The organism is Marinobacter sp. ES-1 (assembly GCF_000475255.1).
Taxonomy (GTDB): Bacteria; Pseudomonadota; Gammaproteobacteria; order Pseudomonadales; family Oleiphilaceae; genus Marinobacter; species Marinobacter vinifirmus.
On sequence record NZ_AXBV01000059.1, the window covers coordinates 19,379 to 35,369 of the forward strand.

Below are 15,991 nucleotides of genomic sequence, written 5' to 3' on the forward strand. Positions count from 1 at the left end.
AACTCCCCGGCTGGTTCCGCCGGTCAGGCGTCAGAGCAGAACCACATCGTACTGCTCCTGGCTGTAGAAAGGCTCTACCTGGAAGCGAATGGTCTTACTGATAAAGGTTTCAAGGTCGGCCACGTTGTCGGATTCTTCGTCCAGCAGCCGGTCTACCACTTTCTGGGACGCCATCACGAGGTAGTTTTCCGCCTCGTAGGCCCGGTTGACCCGCAGGATCTCCCGGAAAATTTCATAGCACACCGTTTCGGCCGTTTTCAGGAAACCCCGGCCGTCGCATATCGGGCACGGCTCGCACAGCACCTGGCCCAGGCTTTCGGTGGTGCGCTTGCGGGTCATCTCCACCAGCCCCAGTTCCGACACGCCGGTAATCTTGGTCTTGGCGTGGTCCCGCTCGAGCATTTTTTCCAGCATGCGGTGCACCTGGCGCTGGTGCTCCGGGTCTTCCATGTCGATAAAATCGATAATGATGATGCCGCCGAGGTTACGCAGGCGCAGCTGCCGGCTTATAGCCCGCGCCGCTTCCAGGTTTGTCTTGAAAATGGTTTCTTCAAGGTTCCGGTGGCCGACAAAAGCCCCGGTGTTGATGTCGATGGTGGTCATCGCCTCGGTCTGGTCGATGATCACATAGCCACCGGACTTCAGCTGCACCTTGCGGCTGAGCGCCTTCTGGATTTCATCTTCCACGGAATACAGGTCGAAGATCGGTCGCTCACCGGGGTAGTACTCAACCTTGTCGGCAAACTCGGTAACAAACTCCCGCACAAACTCCATCACCCGCTGGTAGCTCTCGCGGCTGTCGATGCGTACCTTTTCGGTTTGCGGCCGGATCAGGTCCCGGATGGTGCGGATAAACAGCGGCAGGTCCTGGTAAACAACGGCCGGGGCCTGCACCTTGCCGATCCGTTCCTTGATAGACACACTCAGCCGGTGCAGGTAGGTCATGTCGGCGATCAACTCTTCCGCCTGGGCAGCTTCTGCCGCTGTGCGGATGATGTAACCACCCTGCACGTCGCTGTCTTCGGCTGCGGCTTCCTCGATCAGGGTTTTCAGGCGGGCGCGTTCGGTTTCATCTTCGATGCGCTGGGAAATACCGACGTGGCTGACCCCGGGCATAAAGACCAGATAGCGGGACGGGATCGATAACTGGGTGGTCAGGCGAGCGCCCTTGGTGCCAATCGGGTCCTTGGTGACCTGAACCACCAGGGACTGGCCTTCGCGCAGCAGGGTGCGGATGTCGGGCACGGTTTTCGGGCCGTCTCCGCCTTCGTCGCTGGGCTGTTGGGTGCAGGCTACGTCAGAGGCATGGATAAACGCCGCCCGTTCCAGGCCGATATCCACGAATGCTGCTTCCATGCCCGGCAGCACCCGAACCACCTTGCCTTTATAGATGTTGCCAACGATGCCTTTGCGACTGGTACGCTCGATATAGGCTTCCTGCAACATGCCGTTTTCGACCAGTGCCACCCGGGTTTCCACCGGGGTTACGTTGATCAGAATTTCTTCGCTCATGCCTGGTTCTCCTTACTGCGCGGCCAGTTCTGCCAGACCGGACAACCGGCCTGAGCGAGTAATTCGGCGGTTTCCTGTAGTGGCAATCCCACTACGGCACTGTAACTGCCTTTCAGTTCCCTGACAAAAATACCGCCACGGCCCTGAATGCCGTAGCCGCCGGCCTTGTCCATCGGCTCACCACTGGCCACGTAGGCCTGAATTTCCTGTTCACCCAGGGTACGGAACGTCACTTCGGTAATGCTCACCCGGGACTGACAATCGCTTCCCCTGGCGAGCGCCACGGCGGTCATGACCTGGTGGGTTTGCCCGGACAAACGGGACAGCATGCTGCAAGCATGGTCATCCGACTCCGGCTTGGCCAGGATCTCACCGGCCAATACCACGGTGGTGTCTGAGCCCAGCACCAGGTTTTCCGGATGGTCAGCAGCAACCGCCAGGGCCTTTTCCCGGGCCAGCCGTTCTACGTAGTGTTGAGGGGATTCGCCGGCCAGCGGGGTTTCGTCGATATCCGCCGGGCAGGCCCGGTGGTTTACGCCAATCTGGCTCAGCAGCTCGGCACGTCGGGGAGAAGCAGACGCCAGGATCAGGCCGGTCATAGGGTTATCCGAGTTTGCGGTTCAGGCTGTCGAGCAGTCCAGACACGAAGGGCCAGGCGACGGCACTGGTCAGCGCCGGCCATAGGTAACTGAAGCCGGGTGTGTCGGCGCCGAACAGCTGTTTAACGAAATGCACCAGCATCTGGTTGATGCCCACTAACAGAAACACCATCAGACACTGCTGGGGCAAGGGATACATGCGCAGGCGGTGATGAACCGTCAGCACCAGGAAAGCAATCAGGGCCATGGCCATGGCGTTGACGCCCAGCGGTGTGGATTCCAGGATATCCAGCAACAGACCCAGGCACCAGGCCATCACGATGCCGAATTGAGCGGGCGCCCGGAAGGTCCAGTAAAAGACGATAAGCCCCAGCCACTCGGGGCGGAACTCGAACCAGCCCACCGGGAACCAGGAAATGCTGAGCACCAGCGCCAGAACGACCGTCAGGGCAAACAGGGGGTAGCTGATCACCGACAACATCAGTTCTGCTCCTCCACTTCTCCGAGCGGTACCAGCGGGGCTTCGGCTGGCTCATCCTTCTGCTGGAACACCACCAGTACCAGGCGGCTCTGGTTCAGCCGGGCCTTTGGCACGGCGACAATATCCACAAACGGCTCGCCCGGCTCCTTGGAAATGCTGCTGACTTCTGCCACCGGATAGCCCCGGGGAAAACGACCACCCAGGCCCGAGCTCACCAGCATATCGCCTTCGCGGATATCGGCAGTGTCGGGTACATGCACCAGTTCCAGTTCGTCGGTCTCGCCGTTACCCAGCAGAATCGAGCGCAGGCCGTTGCGAACCACTTCCACGGGCACGGCATGGCTGCTGTCCGACACCAACAATACCCGGGAGGTAAACTGGCTGGTCTGGATCACCTGGCCCAACAGGCCTTCGGCATCGAGCACCGCCTGCCCGGTGGTTACACCGTCGTTGCTGCCTTTGTTGATGACAACCTCATGGGAGAAAGGGTCCGGGGAGACCGCGACCACTTCGCCGACAATCACCCGGTCATCCAGCACTTCGGAGGAGTTCAGCAAGCGGCGCAGTTCGTTGTTTTCAGACGCCAGGGCGGCGTATTTGAGGGCCCGGCGCTCGAGAATGAGCAGGCGGGTTTTCAGTTCTTCGTTTTCCTGCTGCAGGTCGTCGCGGCTGACAAACAGGCCGGAGAACCAGTCGCTGAAGCGGTAGGGCGCGTTGCCCAGCCAGTAAACGGGGCCAAGGCCGGTAGCAATCACGCTGCGCATCGGTGCCAGCTTGTCAAAACGGCCATCGGCAGCGATTAACGCTGCCGATACCAGAATCACAAGCAGAAGTCTGAAGCCGGGAACCGGCCCCTGGACGAAGATGGTCTTAATGGCTTAGCCCTCCCACAGGGTCACCCCTCCTGGGAGAACATTCCGATGCCACCGCGATCAATGACTTCCAGCGCCTTGCCTCCACCACGGGCGACACAGGTGAGCGGGTCTTCGGCGATGATCACCGGCAGACCGGTCTCTTCACTGATGAGCTTGTCCAGGCCACGCAGCAGGGCGCCACCACCGGTCAATACGATGCCGCGCTCTGCGATATCAGAGGCCAGTTCGGGCGGAGACTGTTCGAGGGCGCTTTTCACGGTCTGGACGATCTGGGCCAGGGATTCCTGCAGGGCGTCCAGGATCTCTTCACTGTTCAGGGTGAAGGCCCGGGGAACACCCTCGGCCAGGTTGCGACCGCGAACGTCGATTTCGCGCACTTCCAGGCCTTCGTAGGCGCAGCCGATTTCGTGCTTGATGCGCTCGGCGGTGGAATCACCGATCAGGCTGCCGTAGTTGCGGCGCACGTAGGTGACGATGGCTTCGTCGAATTTGTCGCCGCCGACACGCACGGAATCCGCATAAACGATGCCGTTCAGGGAGATGATGGCGATTTCGGTGGTGCCGCCGCCGATGTCGACGATCATGGAGCCGCTGGCTTCTTCTACCGGCAGGCCGGCACCGATGGCCGCCGCCATGGGCTCTTCAATCAGGAAGACTTCACGGGCGCCGGCGCCCAGGGCAGATTCGCGGATGGCTTTGCGTTCAACCTGGGTGGATTTGCTGGGCACGCACACCAGTACGCGGGGGCTCGGGGTGATGAAGCTGTTTTCGTGCACTTTGTGGATGAAGTGCTGGAGCATTTTTTCGGTGACTACGAAGTCTGCAATCACGCCGTCTTTCATCGGGCGGATGGCGGTAATGTTGCCCGGGGTACGGCCAAGCATGCGTTTTGCTTCGGCGCCTACGGCGGCAACCATTTTCTGGGATCCGCTGGTGCGGATGGCGACAACGGAGGGTTCGTCCAGTACGATTCCGCGATCACGTACAAAAATCAGTGTGTTGGCGGTGCCCAGGTCGATGGACAGGTCGCTTGAGAACAGGCCTCGGAGTCTTTTGATCAGCATTAGTGTAGTTTCAACCTGAGAGTTGCGGTTGCGGATGTAGAAGAATCCGGCAACTTTAGCAGTGGCGCCATTTTCAGGCAAGGCGCCATCTGTGGCGGGAGCTTACCATTCTCACATTTTTGGGCGTGTTCCGGGGCCAATCTTGGCTTCGATTCTGCTAATATATCGGGCTTTATTGCAGTCAGGGTCTGGTGCTCCTTTCTTTTGGTGCGCAGATGCTTGTGGGTAGGGCTTTCCAAAACACGCTCCTTCGGCACATCCATGTGGCGCTTGAGCTCCGCCATCCTTGGCTCCGCACAGTTTTGGAAAGCCCTACCCACAAGCATCTCCAAACATTATTCCTGGCTTCAGAACAGTCATTAAATTGTTTTCACACTCTTTTATTCCTATTGGAGGCAACGTGAGCATTTCCCGCGAGGACATCGAAAAAGTTGCCGTGCTCGCCCGCATCAAGGTGGACAGCGAGCAGGTTTCGGCTCTGGAGAAAGATCTCGGCAATATCCTGGATCTGGTGGATCAGTTGAGTGCTGCAGATACCGATTCGGTGGAGCCGATGGCGCATCCGCTGGATGCGGTGCAGAAGCTACGGCCGGATGTGGTTACCGAGACCAATCAGCGGGAGGCGTTTCAGGCGATTGCGCCGGCTACCGAGGATGGGTTGTATCTGGTGCCCAGGGTTATCGAGTGATTTGGTCGTCCATCAGAGATTTCGGGATTTATCATGCATAACAAGTCTGTAGCAGAGCTTTCCAGAGAGCTGGAGAGTGGCAGGATTTCGAGTGTGGAGCTGACTCAGCAGTTCCTGGACCGTCTGAAAACGGAAGACGGCAAGTACAACAGTTTTATTACCATCTCCGACGAGCAGGCGCTGGCTGAGGCGAAGGCCGCTGATGAGATGCGCGCAGCCGGTAAGGCCACGGTGTGGACCGGGGTGCCGTTTGCTCACAAGGATATCTTCTGCACCAGCGGGGTTCGCACCAGCTGTGGTTCGAAGATGCTGGATAATTTTGTGCCTCCTTACGACGCCACGGTAACCGCCAATTTCAAGGCGGCCGGTGCGGTGTGTCTGGGCAAAACCAATATGGATGAATTCGCCATGGGTTCGTCCAACGAGTCCAGTTTTTATGGCGCGGTGACCAACCCCTGGGGCCTGTCCAGCGGTGACAAGCGGGTGCCGGGTGGTTCTTCCGGCGGTTCTGCGGCTGCGGTGGCGGCTCGGTTGGTGCCGGCGGCGACGGGTACCGACACCGGTGGTTCCATCCGCCAGCCGGCAGCGCTGTGTGGCATTACTGGCCTGAAGCCGACGTACGGCCGGGTTTCTCGCTATGGAATGATCGCCTTTGCTTCTTCCCTGGATCAGGGCGGGCCGATGGCGCGCACGGCGGAAGACGCGGCGCTGATGATGAATGTGATGGCGGGCTACGATCCGAAGGATTCCACCTGCATCGACCGGGCAGTGCCGGATTACACCGCCACCCTGAACGAGCCGCTGAAGGGCATGAAGATTGGCTTGCCGAAGGAATACTTCAGCGACCAGCTGTCTCCCGCCATGGAAGAACAGGTTCGTAACGCGATTCGCGAGTACGAGAAGCTGGGCGCGACGGTGAAAGAAGTGTCCCTGCCGAACGCGAAGCTGGCCATCGCAGCCTATTACGTAATCGCTCCGGCGGAGGCGTCCGCCAACCTGTCCAGGTTTGACGGTGTGCGTTACGGCTATCGCTGTGAAGATCCGAAAGACCTGATGGATATGTACACCCGCACCCGGGCGGAAGGGTTTGGTAACGAGGTGAAGCGCCGGATTCTGGTGGGTTCTTATGCCCTGTCCGCCGGTTACTTTGATGCCTATTACCTGAAGGCCCAGAAGGTTCGCCGGCTGATCCAGCAGGATTTCATCAATGCATTCAAGGAAGTGGACGTGCTGATGAGTCCGGTGTCGCCAACGCCGGCGTTCAGACAGGGCGAGAAGAACACCGACCCCGTGTCCATGTACCTGGAAGACGTGTTTACCATCGCCATCAACCTGGCGGGCATTCCGGCCATGTCGGTGCCGGCCGGGTTTGTCGACGGCTTGCCGGTGGGGCTGCAGATTATCGGGGACTATTTCTCCGAAGCCCGCCTGCTGAACGCCGCCCATCAGTTCCAGCAGGTGACTGACTGGCACCAGCGTGAACCCCAATAAGCCCGGACTAGGAGACGAACACATGCAGTGGGATATCGTGATCGGGCTGGAAATTCACGTTCAGCTCGCCACCCAGACCAAGATTTTCTCCGGCTCCAGCACCGCTTTCGGTGCCGAGCCCAACACCCAGGCCAACGCGGTTGACCTGGCCATGCCCGGTACCCTGCCGGTACCCAACGAACAGGCATTCCGCTATGCGGTGATGTTCGGCCTGGCCACCAATGCAGAAATCGGCCGCCGCTCGGTCTTCGAGCGCAAGAACTATTTCTACCCGGACTTGCCCAAAGGCTACCAGACCACCCAGCTGGCCCAGCCCATTGTCGGCCCCGGCTACGTGGACATCGACCTGGCTGACGGCAGCAGCAAGCGGGTGCGCATTCACCACGCCCACCTGGAAGAAGACGCCGGTAAATCCCTGCACGAGGATTATCATGGCATGACCGGCATCGACCTGAACCGCGCCGGTACTCCGCTGATCGAGGTGGTGACCGAGCCGGACATGACCAACGCCGAGGAAGCCGTAGCCTTCGCCAAGAAGCTGCACGGCATCGTGACCTCTCTGGGCATCTGCGACGGTGATATGTCCCAGGGCTCCATGCGCTTTGACGTCAACATTTCCCTGAAACCGAAAGGCTCCGACACCCTGGGCACCCGCACCGAAACCAAGAACCTGAACTCCTTCCGGTTCATGGAACAGGCCATTGCCCACGAAGTAGAGCGGCAGATGGACATCCTGGAAGACGGCGGCAGCATCACCCAGGAAACCCGCCTGTACAACGGCGACCGCGACGAGTCCCGCTCCATGCGCACCAAGGAAGAAGCCAACGACTACCGCTACTTCCCCTGTCCGGATCTTCTCCCGGTGGAAATCGACGACGCCTTCATCGAAGACGCCCGATCTCGCCTGCCGGAACTGCCGGATGCCCGCAAGGCCCGCTTCAAGGAGCAGTACGGCCTGAACGACTACGACGCCGGCATCCTTTCTGCCGACGCCAAACTGGCCGCGTTCTTCGAAGAAACCGCGGAACACGGCAAAGACGCCAAACTGGCCTCCAACTGGATTCAGGGCGAGTTCTCCGCACGCCTGAATGCAGAAGAAAAATCCGTAGCCGAAGCCCCGATTACCGGCGCACAACTGGGCGCCATGGTGACCCGCATCGCCGACAACACCCTGTCCTCTGCGGGCGCCAAGAAGGTGTTCGAAGCCCTGTGGACGGGCGAGAACGACGATGTAGATGCCATCATTGAAGCCAAGGGCCTGAAGCAGGTGTCTGACACTGGTGCCCTGGAGTCCATGGTTGACGAAGTTCTGGCCGGCATGCCGGATCAGGTGGCCCAGTATCAGGGCGAGGAAGATCCCAAGAAGCGCAAGAAAATGCTTGGCGGCTTCATGGGGCCACTGATGAAGGCCTCCAAGGGCCAGGGCAACCCCAAGCTGTTCAACGAGATTCTTGTTCGCAAGCTTGGCGGCTAGCATTGGCGTGGGCCGTTTTGTTTCGGCCCTAGCTTTCGGATTGTGGGGAGGGCGGCTTTGTTCGCAGCCTGCCCAGTATGCGGGAGGGCCTTGGCGGGAGGCTCCTCCCAAAAACCGCTCCTTACGGCACATCCATGTGGCGCTTCTGCTCCGCCATCCATGGCTCCGCAAATTTTCGGGAGGAGCCTCCCGCCAAGGCTTTTCTGACTCTGTACAATAGTCCGCCCACTGCACCCTGCAGGAATATCAACGCAGTCTCAGTTATAAACTGAATGCATACTTGAAACTCCAGTGCGCCCGCCGTTCAACGGACTATTACTGCGATGTCCGGATGGCAGTGTTTGGGGCCCCTTCCCAAAAATTTCGGAGGCCATGGATGGCCGGAGAGAAGCGCACACGGACGTGCTTGTAGCGGTTTTTGGGAAGGGGCCCCAAACACAGCCCACCACCGAAACAAACAGGCTAGGGCCGAAACCAGACGCAAACCACCAACCTAAGACCCCATACGCCGAAACAGCCGCTCAAACTGGGCGATATTTTGCTGGATGTAGTCTATGAACGCCTGCATGGCCGGAGTCGGGTGCCGGGCCTGGGGGTAGACCACGCACCAACTGCGACGCAGGGGGAAGCCGGTGATGTTTAGGGCCTGCAGGGAACCCAGGGCCAGTTCTGAAAGCACGCTGAGCTTTGGCACAACCGCCACACCCAGACCGGCCAGGACTGCGTGCTTCACTGCATCGTTGGAACCTAGTTCAATGGTTGGCTCCATCTTCAGGCGGTGTTGCTGGCAATAGACCTCCAGCGCCAGACGGCTGCCGGAGCCGGTTTCCCGGGTTAGCAGCTGGCTGTTGAGGAAGTCCTGAGGTGCTACAACCTCCTGCTCCAGCAGCGGATGGCCGGCCGGGACGATGGGGATGAGTTCGTTGTCGAGAAACGGCAGCGAGGTCAGTGGCCGGTCGGGCGGCACCATACCCATGATCACCAGGTCGTCGCTGTTGTCGTTCAGGCGCTGCAGTGCGGTGGCGCGGTTGACCACGGCCACCGAGACGTTGACCTGAAGGTTCAGTTGCAGGAATGAGCGCAGCAGGTAAGGCACCACGTATTGCGCGGTGCTGACGGCCACCAGTTTCAGATCTCCCGCTACCCTGCCCTCCAACGCCGCCAGGCGGTTCTGCATGTCTGCCAGTTCGTGGAATACCGAGCGCACGCAGGCAGCCATTTCTTCGCCTGCGGCGGTGCAATACAACTTGCGGCCCACGTATTCGAACATGGGCATGCCCAAAGCCTGCTCCAGGTGGCGTACCTGGCTGCTGACGGCGGGCTGGGTCAGGCCCAGCAGGTCGCCGGCTTTGCTGTAGCTTTTCAGGTCGTAGACCGCCTTGAATACCTGCAGCTGCCGGAAGGTCAGGCGGTTGGCGAGTTTCTGGATACTCAGGGGCATGGGCGTTCCCGAATCAGCCTGTTCATAAGATATTAGTTATACATAAGCGAAATAATATCAATTTTTCGTGATCCGTCATCCCCGTTACTCTTTTCCCACCTTCATTCGGGACGACGAGACGAGGAATCGCCCATGTTGAAGCCCACGCTTAAAAAAGTTCTGATCGCCAACCGTGGCGAGATTGCGGTGCGTATTGTCCGCGCCTGCGCCGAGATGGGCATCCGCTCGGTGGCGATTTATACCGAGCCGGATCGCTACGGCCTGCACGTGAAGCGCGCCGACGAAGCCTATTCACTGGGAGAAGACCCGCTGGCCGGCTATCTGGACCCGGCGCGGATTGTGAACCTGGCGCTGGAGACCGGCTGCGACGCCATTCATCCCGGCTACGGTTTTCTGTCGGAGAATGCCCGCTTTGCCCAGCTGTGCGAGCAGCACGGGATTACCTTTATCGGCCCCAAGTCGGACGTCATTCACAAGATGGGCGACAAAACCCAGGCCCGGGACAGTATGCGGGCGGCCGGTGTGCCCATCACCCCGGGTTCCGAGGGCAACCTGGCAGACCTGGATCACGCGCTGAAGCTGGCTAACGAGATCGGCTACCCGGTGATGCTAAAAGCCACCTCCGGTGGTGGTGGCCGGGGCATTCGCCGGTGCGATTCTCCTGAGGAGTTGAAAACCCAGTACCCGCGGGTGATCTCCGAGGCCACTAAGGCTTTCGGTTCGGCCGAGGTGTTCATGGAAAAATGCATTGTGAACCCGCGCCATATCGAGGTGCAGGTGCTGGCTGACAGCCACGGCAATGCGATTCACCTGTTCGAGCGGGACTGCTCCATCCAGCGCCGCAACCAGAAGCTGATCGAGATAGCCCCCAGCCCGCAGCTTACGCCGGAGCAACGTCAGTACATTGGCGGCCTGGCGGTGAAAGCGGCCAGGGCGGTGGGTTACGAGAACGCCGGTACGGTGGAGTTTCTGCTCACCGGCAACGAAGTCTACTTCATGGAGATGAACACCCGGGTGCAGGTGGAGCACACCATTACCGAAGCCATCACCGGGGTGGACATTGTCCGGGAGCAGCTGCGCATCGCCGCCGGCGAACCTCTGAGCTACCGGCAGGAAGACATTTCCTACCGGGGCTATGCCCTGCAGTTCCGGATCAATGCCGAAGACCCGAAGAACGACTTCCTGCCCAGCTTCGGCCGCATCACCCATTATTACGCACCGGGCGGCCCCGGCGTGCGGGTGGATACGGCCATCTATACCGGCTATGAGATTCCGCCCTACTACGACTCCATGTGCCTGAAGCTGGTGGTCTGGGCCCTGACCTGGGACGAGGTGATTGCCCGGGGCAAGCGGGCGCTGGATGACATGCGCCTGCACGGCATTACCACCACCGCGAACTATTACCAGCAGATCCTGGACCATCCGGATTTCCGGGCCGGGGTGTTCGATACCAGCTTTGTGCCCAGCCACCCGGAGTTGCTGAACTATTCCGCCAAACGTCATCCCAGTGAAATTGCCCTGGCCATTGCCGCCACGATCGCAGCCCACGCCGGCTGGTAATCCGCAGGAGGATTGAACATGAGTAAAGCCAAAAAAATTGAAGTAACCGACGTTATCCTTCGTGACGCGCACCAGTCCCTGATTGCTACCCGCATGCGCACCGAAGACATGCTGCCGATCTGCGACAAGTTGGACCAGGTGGGTTACTGGTCCCTGGAAGTCTGGGGCGGCGCCACCTTCGATGCCTGCGTGCGCTTTTTGAAAGAAGACCCCTGGGAGCGCCTGCGCCAGCTGCGCCAGGCCCTGCCGAACACCCGCCTGCAAATGCTGCTGCGGGGCCAGAACCTGCTGGGTTACCGGCACTACGCCGACGATGTGGTCGAAGCCTTTGTGCAGAAAGCCGCCGACAACGGTATTGATGTGTTCCGGGTGTTCGATGCCCTGAACGATCTGCGCAACCTGGAAACCGCCATGAAAGCGGTGAAGAAAGCCGGCAAGCATGCACAGGGCACCATCTGCTACACCACCAGCCCGGTGCACACACCGGAATTGTTCGTGCAACAGGCCCTGCAACTGAAGGATATGGGCGCGGACTCCATTGCCATCAAGGACATGGCCGGGCTGCTGACGCCCTACGCCACCTACGAGCTGGTCAAGGCCATCAAGTCGGCTGTCGACCTGCCTCTGGTGATTCACAGCCATGCCACCGCTGGCCTGGCCGCCATGTGCCAGCTCAAAGCAATCGAGGCGGGCGCCGACCGGATCGATACCGCTATTTCGTCGTTTGCCAACGGCACCAGCCACCCGGCCACTGAATCCCAGGTGGCGGCCCTGAAAGGCACGGAATACGACACCGGGCTGGACCTGGAGTTGCTGAGCGAGATTGCCGATTACTTCCACGAGGTACGCAAGAAGTACCATCAGTTCGAGAGTGAATTCACCCGCGAGGATGTCTCCGTCCAGATCAACCAGGTGCCGGGCGGCATGATGTCCAACCTGGCCAACCAGCTGAAGGAACAGAATGCGCTGGACAAGATCCGTGATGTGTTCAGCGAGATTCCGCGCGTTCGGGCCGACCTGGGCTACCCGCCGCTGGTAACACCCACCTCACAGATTGTCGGTACCCAGGCGGTGTATAACGTACTGGCCGGGCAGCGCTACAAAACCATCACTAACGAGGTGAAGCGCTACCTGCAGGGCGGTTACGGCCACCCGCCGGCGGAAGTGAATGCCGACATCCAGAAGAAGGCCATCGGCAACGAGAGCGTGAACGAAGGCCGGCCGGCAGACCTGCTCAGCCCGGAGCTGGACAAATTGCGAGAAGACATTGGTAGTCTGGCCACCTGCGAGGAAGATGTGCTCACATACGCCATGTTCCCGGACCTCGGCCGGGAGTTCCTGCAGCAGCGCAAAGACGGCACCCTGAAGCCGGAAGAACTGCTGCCAGTGGAGCACAAGGGCCGTGACCGCATGGGCACCGCCGTGGCTACCGAGTTCCGCATTGACGTGCACGGGGAAACCTACGAGGTGGCCGTTACCGGCGTAGGCGCATCCGGCCCCGGAAAGCGCAAGCTGTACCTGTCGCTGGACGGCATGCCCCAGGAAGTGGTGTTTGAGTCGCTGAATGAATACGAGGCCGCAGCCGGCGGCAGCGGTCGCAAGCAGGCCACGGACCCGGGCCATGTCACCACCACCATGCCCGGCAATGTAGTGGATGTGCTGGTCAAGGAAGGCGATACTGTTGCTGCTGGCCAGGCAGTGCTAATCACCGAAGCCATGAAAATGGAAACCGAAATCCACACCAGCGTGGACGGCACCGTGCAGGCGGTTTACGTCACCAAGGGCGACCGGGTTACTCCCGGCGAAGTATTGATCGAGATTGCCTGACCGGCAGGAGGAAACACTATGGACCACATTGTTCGCGGCGTACTGAATTTTCGCAAGAACGTTTACCCGGAGCACAAGGACCTGTTCGGCGCCCTGGCCGACAGCCAGAACCCGGATGTTCTGTTCTTCACCTGTTCCGATTCACGCATCGACCCGAACATGGTCACCGGCTCCAACCCCGGCGACCTGTTCATCTGCCGCAATGCCGGCAACGTGATTCCACCCCACAGCAACGAGACCGGGGGCATGACCGCCTCCATCGAGTATGCGGTGGCGGTGCTGGGTGTGCGCCACATTATTGTGTGTGGCCACACCGACTGCGGTGCCATCAAGGGCGCGCTGGATATCCCGGCCCTGAAAGGCCTGCCCCACGTAAAGGAATGGCTGGGCCACTGTCGCTCGGCCATGGAAATCGTGCGGGAGCGCCACGGCATTGATGGTGATGCGCCGCTGGACCCGAAATACCTGAACGAAGCGATTGAAGAGAACGTGCTGCAGCAGGTTCAGCACCTGCGTACGCACCCGGTGGTGGCGGCCAAGCTGGCCACGGGCAAGATCGAGATTCACGGCTGGGTGTACGACATCAAGTCTGGCAACATTCGCTGCTGCGGGCGGGATAGCATCGAGTTCAAGAATTTCGATGACTATTATGCGGAGACGATTTCTCGGGTTGCTGAGGCCTGACGTCTGGTAATGGTGTTTGGGCGGGGTGGGGATACCTTCCCGCAGGAAAAAAAGAACTCGCTTCGCTCAGACATCTTTTTTTCCTGCGGGAAGGTATCCCCACCCCACCCTTTCAGACCTTGGCCTCACACGCCAAGACTTGTTCCCTTATTCCGATCAGGCAAGAACGGCCCATAGGTCGTGTTCGTCGGCGTGTTCTACCACCGCCTGGACGATCTGGCCTGGCTGCAGGTCGGTCTCGCCATTGAGATAGACCATGCCGTCGATTTCCGGGGCGTCGGCCTTGGAGCGGCCGATGGCGCCTTCTTCATCAACTTCATCGATCAGTACATCAATGGTTTTGCCAATTTTCGCCTGCAGGCGGGCGGCGGAGATTTCGGCCTGCTTGGCCATAAAGCGCGCCAGGCGTTCTTCCTTCACTTCTTCCGGCACGGCACCTTCCAGCTCATTGGCTTTTGCGCCTTCTACCGGGCTGTAGGTGAAGGCACCCACGCGGTCGAGCTGGGCTTCGTCCAGCCAGTCGAGCAGGTACTGGAAGTCTTCTTCGGTTTCACCGGGGAAGCCGACGATGAAGGTGGAGCGGATGGTCAGCTCCGGGCAGATCTCCCGCCACTTCTTGATGCGCTCCAGAGTTTTGCTGTCGTGGGCGGGGCGTTTCATGGCCTTGAGCACTTTCGGGCTGGCGTGCTGGAACGGGATGTCCAGGTACGGCAGGATCTTGCCTTCAGCCATCAGCGGGATGATGTCATCCACGTGCGGGTATGGATACACATAGTGCAGACGCACCCAGACGCCCATATCGCCCAGCGCTTCACACAGGGACTGCATCTTCGTTTTCAGGGGCCGGCCCTGCCAGAATCCGGTGCGGTACTTGATGTCGACACCATAGGCGGAGGTGTCCTGGGAGATCACCAGCAGTTCTTTCACCCCGGCGTCGACCAGCCGCTTGGCTTCGTCCATGACATCGCCAATCGGGCGGCTCACCAGCTTGCCGCGCATATCCGGGATGATGCAGAAAGTGCAGCTGTGGTTGCAGCCTTCAGAGATCTTCAGGTAGGCGTAGTGCCGCGGGGTCAGTTTGATGCCCTGGGGCGGTACCAGGTCCACAAACGGATCGTGGTCTTTTTTCGGCGGCACATACTGGTGCACGGCACCCACCACTTCTTCATAGGCCTGGGGGCCAGACACCGCCAGCACGCCCGGATGGGTTTCGCGGATTTTTTCGGCTTCCCCCCCCATGCAACCGGTCACGATAACCTTGCCGTTCTCGCTGATGGCTTCGCCGATGGCGTCCAGGGATTCCTGCTTGGCGGCATCAATAAAGCCGCAGGTGTTCACCACCACAATGTCGGCGTCGTTGTAGGTGGGCACTACGTCATACCCGTCCAGGCGCAGCTGGGTAAGAATGCGCTCGGAATCAACCAGTGCCTTGGGGCAACCCAGGCTGATAAAGCCGACTTTTCCGCCCTTGGCGGTGTTTTCTGTTTTCTCGGTCATAACGGTTCTGCAGGAATCCCGGAGCAAAGCTCCTGATGAATGGAGGCGGCGATTTTACCTCAGCAGAACTGCAACTGCAGCACTATCCGGCTACCGGTCGTGGGTGGATAATACGGATCACCGCAGGCCATTCTGTGAACCATGGTTCAGATTTAATTCATAAATTTGCAATAATATGCTTCAATACCCTTGCTGGTCATAATTTGAACAACCACACTCTCTCAGCAATCAAACACCTGTTCGGAAGCCATCTATGGGAAAGGCAACACATCTGGAAACTGCATTCGCCAGAAGGGTTCGGGTCAAGCCCATCGCTGCAAGGCACAACCTGCGCAACCAGCAACGGGTGGAAGTGTCTGCCGACATTTTGATTGAACGAGCGGATGGCAGCCGCCTTGACGGCAAAATTGCCAACCTTTCCCGCTCCGGCGTGATGATTTCCTGCTCACAGGACACTGCCCGGAAACTGCTGCCCGGCCTTATCTCGCCGGCTCCCGGCCAGTCGCTGGAAGTAACCACCCGTTTCAGCGTGCCAGTATTACCCACCCAACCGGTTGCCGTGGTAGCCGAAGGCAATATCGTGCACATGCGCCGCGTTGCCAGGGACGAGTTTCACCTGGGCATCCGTTTCTGCGAATTTGAAGGCAACGGCTTTGATTATGTAGACCGTTACGTGGCCAAGCTGCTGGCAGGAAGCTGACCGGCATACCCGCCGGACTGCCCGCGAGTCGCTATATTTTTAGAACCCGAAGTTCTTGTTGCCTATCTTCTTATTCCATATTGCCCTCTGATATAGTC

Annotated in this window: 14 protein-coding genes; 7 read left to right on the top strand and 7 right to left on the bottom strand. The window is 59.6% G+C overall.

All coding sequences use genetic code 11. The annotated features are described in order from the left end of the window. Nucleotides 1-30 precede the first annotated feature (30 nt). From rng to Q668_RS11155, 5 genes are read right to left on the bottom strand one after another with little or no spacing between them, the layout of a single operon-like run. Nucleotides 31-1,512, bottom strand: coding sequence for a ribonuclease G (rng, locus tag Q668_RS11135; protein ID WP_022989685.1), 1,482 nt, complete (start codon nt 1,510-1,512; stop codon nt 31-33). After that, complete coding sequence (locus Q668_RS11140; RefSeq protein WP_022989686.1) at nt 1,509-2,111, bottom strand: Maf family protein; 603 nt, start codon at nt 2,109-2,111, stop codon at nt 1,509-1,511. The genes rng and Q668_RS11140 overlap by 4 nt, the downstream gene beginning before the upstream one ends. 4 nt (nt 2,112-2,115) lie before the next feature. Further along, a complete protein-coding gene (gene mreD / locus Q668_RS11145) occupies nt 2,116-2,592 on the bottom strand; it encodes a rod shape-determining protein MreD (protein WP_022989687.1) in 477 nt (158 codons plus the stop codon). Next, on the bottom strand, nt 2,592-3,458 hold the full coding sequence (gene mreC / locus Q668_RS11150) for a rod shape-determining protein MreC (protein WP_081697596.1): 867 nt from the start codon (nt 3,456-3,458) through the stop codon (nt 2,592-2,594). Before mreC ends, mreD begins: the two co-directional genes overlap by 1 nt. Before the next feature lie 29 nt (nt 3,459-3,487). Continuing rightward, the gene (locus Q668_RS11155) at nt 3,488-4,528 is read right to left on the bottom strand and encodes a rod shape-determining protein (RefSeq protein WP_036219800.1); all 1,041 of its coding nucleotides are present in this window, start codon (nt 4,526-4,528) and stop codon (nt 3,488-3,490) included. A gap of 403 nt (nt 4,529-4,931) precedes the next feature. Here Q668_RS11155 and gatC point away from each other — a divergent pair, with 403 nt between their 5' ends. From gatC to gatB, 3 genes are read left to right on the top strand one after another with little or no spacing between them, the layout of a single operon-like run. Beyond that, nucleotides 4,932-5,219 carry an Asp-tRNA(Asn)/Glu-tRNA(Gln) amidotransferase subunit GatC gene (gatC, locus tag Q668_RS11165; RefSeq protein ID WP_036219802.1) on the top strand — a complete coding sequence of 96 codons (288 nt, stop codon included), beginning with the start codon at nt 4,932-4,934 and terminating at the stop codon, nt 5,217-5,219. A gap of 33 nt (nt 5,220-5,252) precedes the next feature. Then, nucleotides 5,253-6,710 carry an Asp-tRNA(Asn)/Glu-tRNA(Gln) amidotransferase subunit GatA gene (gatA, locus tag Q668_RS11170; RefSeq protein WP_036219790.1) on the top strand — a complete coding sequence of 486 codons (1,458 nt, stop codon included), beginning with the start codon at nt 5,253-5,255 and terminating at the stop codon, nt 6,708-6,710. 22 nt (nt 6,711-6,732) lie between these two features. Further along, nucleotides 6,733-8,184, top strand: coding sequence for an Asp-tRNA(Asn)/Glu-tRNA(Gln) amidotransferase subunit GatB (gene gatB, locus Q668_RS11175; RefSeq protein WP_022989693.1), 1,452 nt, complete (start codon nt 6,733-6,735; stop codon nt 8,182-8,184). A gap of 493 nt (nt 8,185-8,677) precedes the next feature. Here the strand turns inward: gatB and Q668_RS11180 are convergent, their stop codons facing one another. Further along, the gene (locus Q668_RS11180; RefSeq protein WP_022989694.1) at nt 8,678-9,625 is read right to left on the bottom strand and encodes a LysR family transcriptional regulator; all 948 of its coding nucleotides are present in this window, start codon (nt 9,623-9,625) and stop codon (nt 8,678-8,680) included. Between the two features lie 132 nt (nt 9,626-9,757). Here Q668_RS11180 and Q668_RS11185 point away from each other — a divergent pair, with 132 nt between their 5' ends. The 3 genes from Q668_RS11185 to Q668_RS11195 are packed head-to-tail and all read left to right on the top strand — an operon-like array spanning nt 9,758 to nt 13,696. Continuing rightward, the gene (locus tag Q668_RS11185; RefSeq protein WP_022989695.1) at nt 9,758-11,185 is read left to right on the top strand and encodes an acetyl-CoA carboxylase biotin carboxylase subunit; all 1,428 of its coding nucleotides are present in this window, start codon (nt 9,758-9,760) and stop codon (nt 11,183-11,185) included. A gap of 18 nt (nt 11,186-11,203) precedes the next feature. Continuing rightward, complete coding sequence (gene oadA / locus Q668_RS11190) at nt 11,204-13,012, top strand: sodium-extruding oxaloacetate decarboxylase subunit alpha (protein ID WP_022989696.1); 1,809 nt, start codon at nt 11,204-11,206, stop codon at nt 13,010-13,012. Nucleotides 13,013-13,030: 18 nt separating this feature from the next. Further along, nucleotides 13,031-13,696 (top strand): carbonic anhydrase, encoded by a 666-nt coding sequence (locus Q668_RS11195; RefSeq protein ID WP_022989697.1) that lies wholly within the window; start codon nt 13,031-13,033, stop codon nt 13,694-13,696. 156 nt (nt 13,697-13,852) lie between these two features. Here the strand turns inward: Q668_RS11195 and rimO are convergent, their stop codons facing one another. Further along, nucleotides 13,853-15,193 carry a 30S ribosomal protein S12 methylthiotransferase RimO gene (rimO, locus tag Q668_RS11200; protein WP_022989698.1) on the bottom strand — a complete coding sequence of 447 codons (1,341 nt, stop codon included), beginning with the start codon at nt 15,191-15,193 and terminating at the stop codon, nt 13,853-13,855. A 253-nt stretch (nt 15,194-15,446) separates the two neighbouring features. Between rimO and Q668_RS16895 the strand changes: the two genes are divergently transcribed. Next, nucleotides 15,447-15,893 (top strand): PilZ domain-containing protein, encoded by a 447-nt coding sequence (locus Q668_RS16895; RefSeq protein ID WP_022989699.1) that lies wholly within the window; start codon nt 15,447-15,449, stop codon nt 15,891-15,893. The last annotated feature ends 98 nt before the right edge of the window (nt 15,894-15,991 follow it).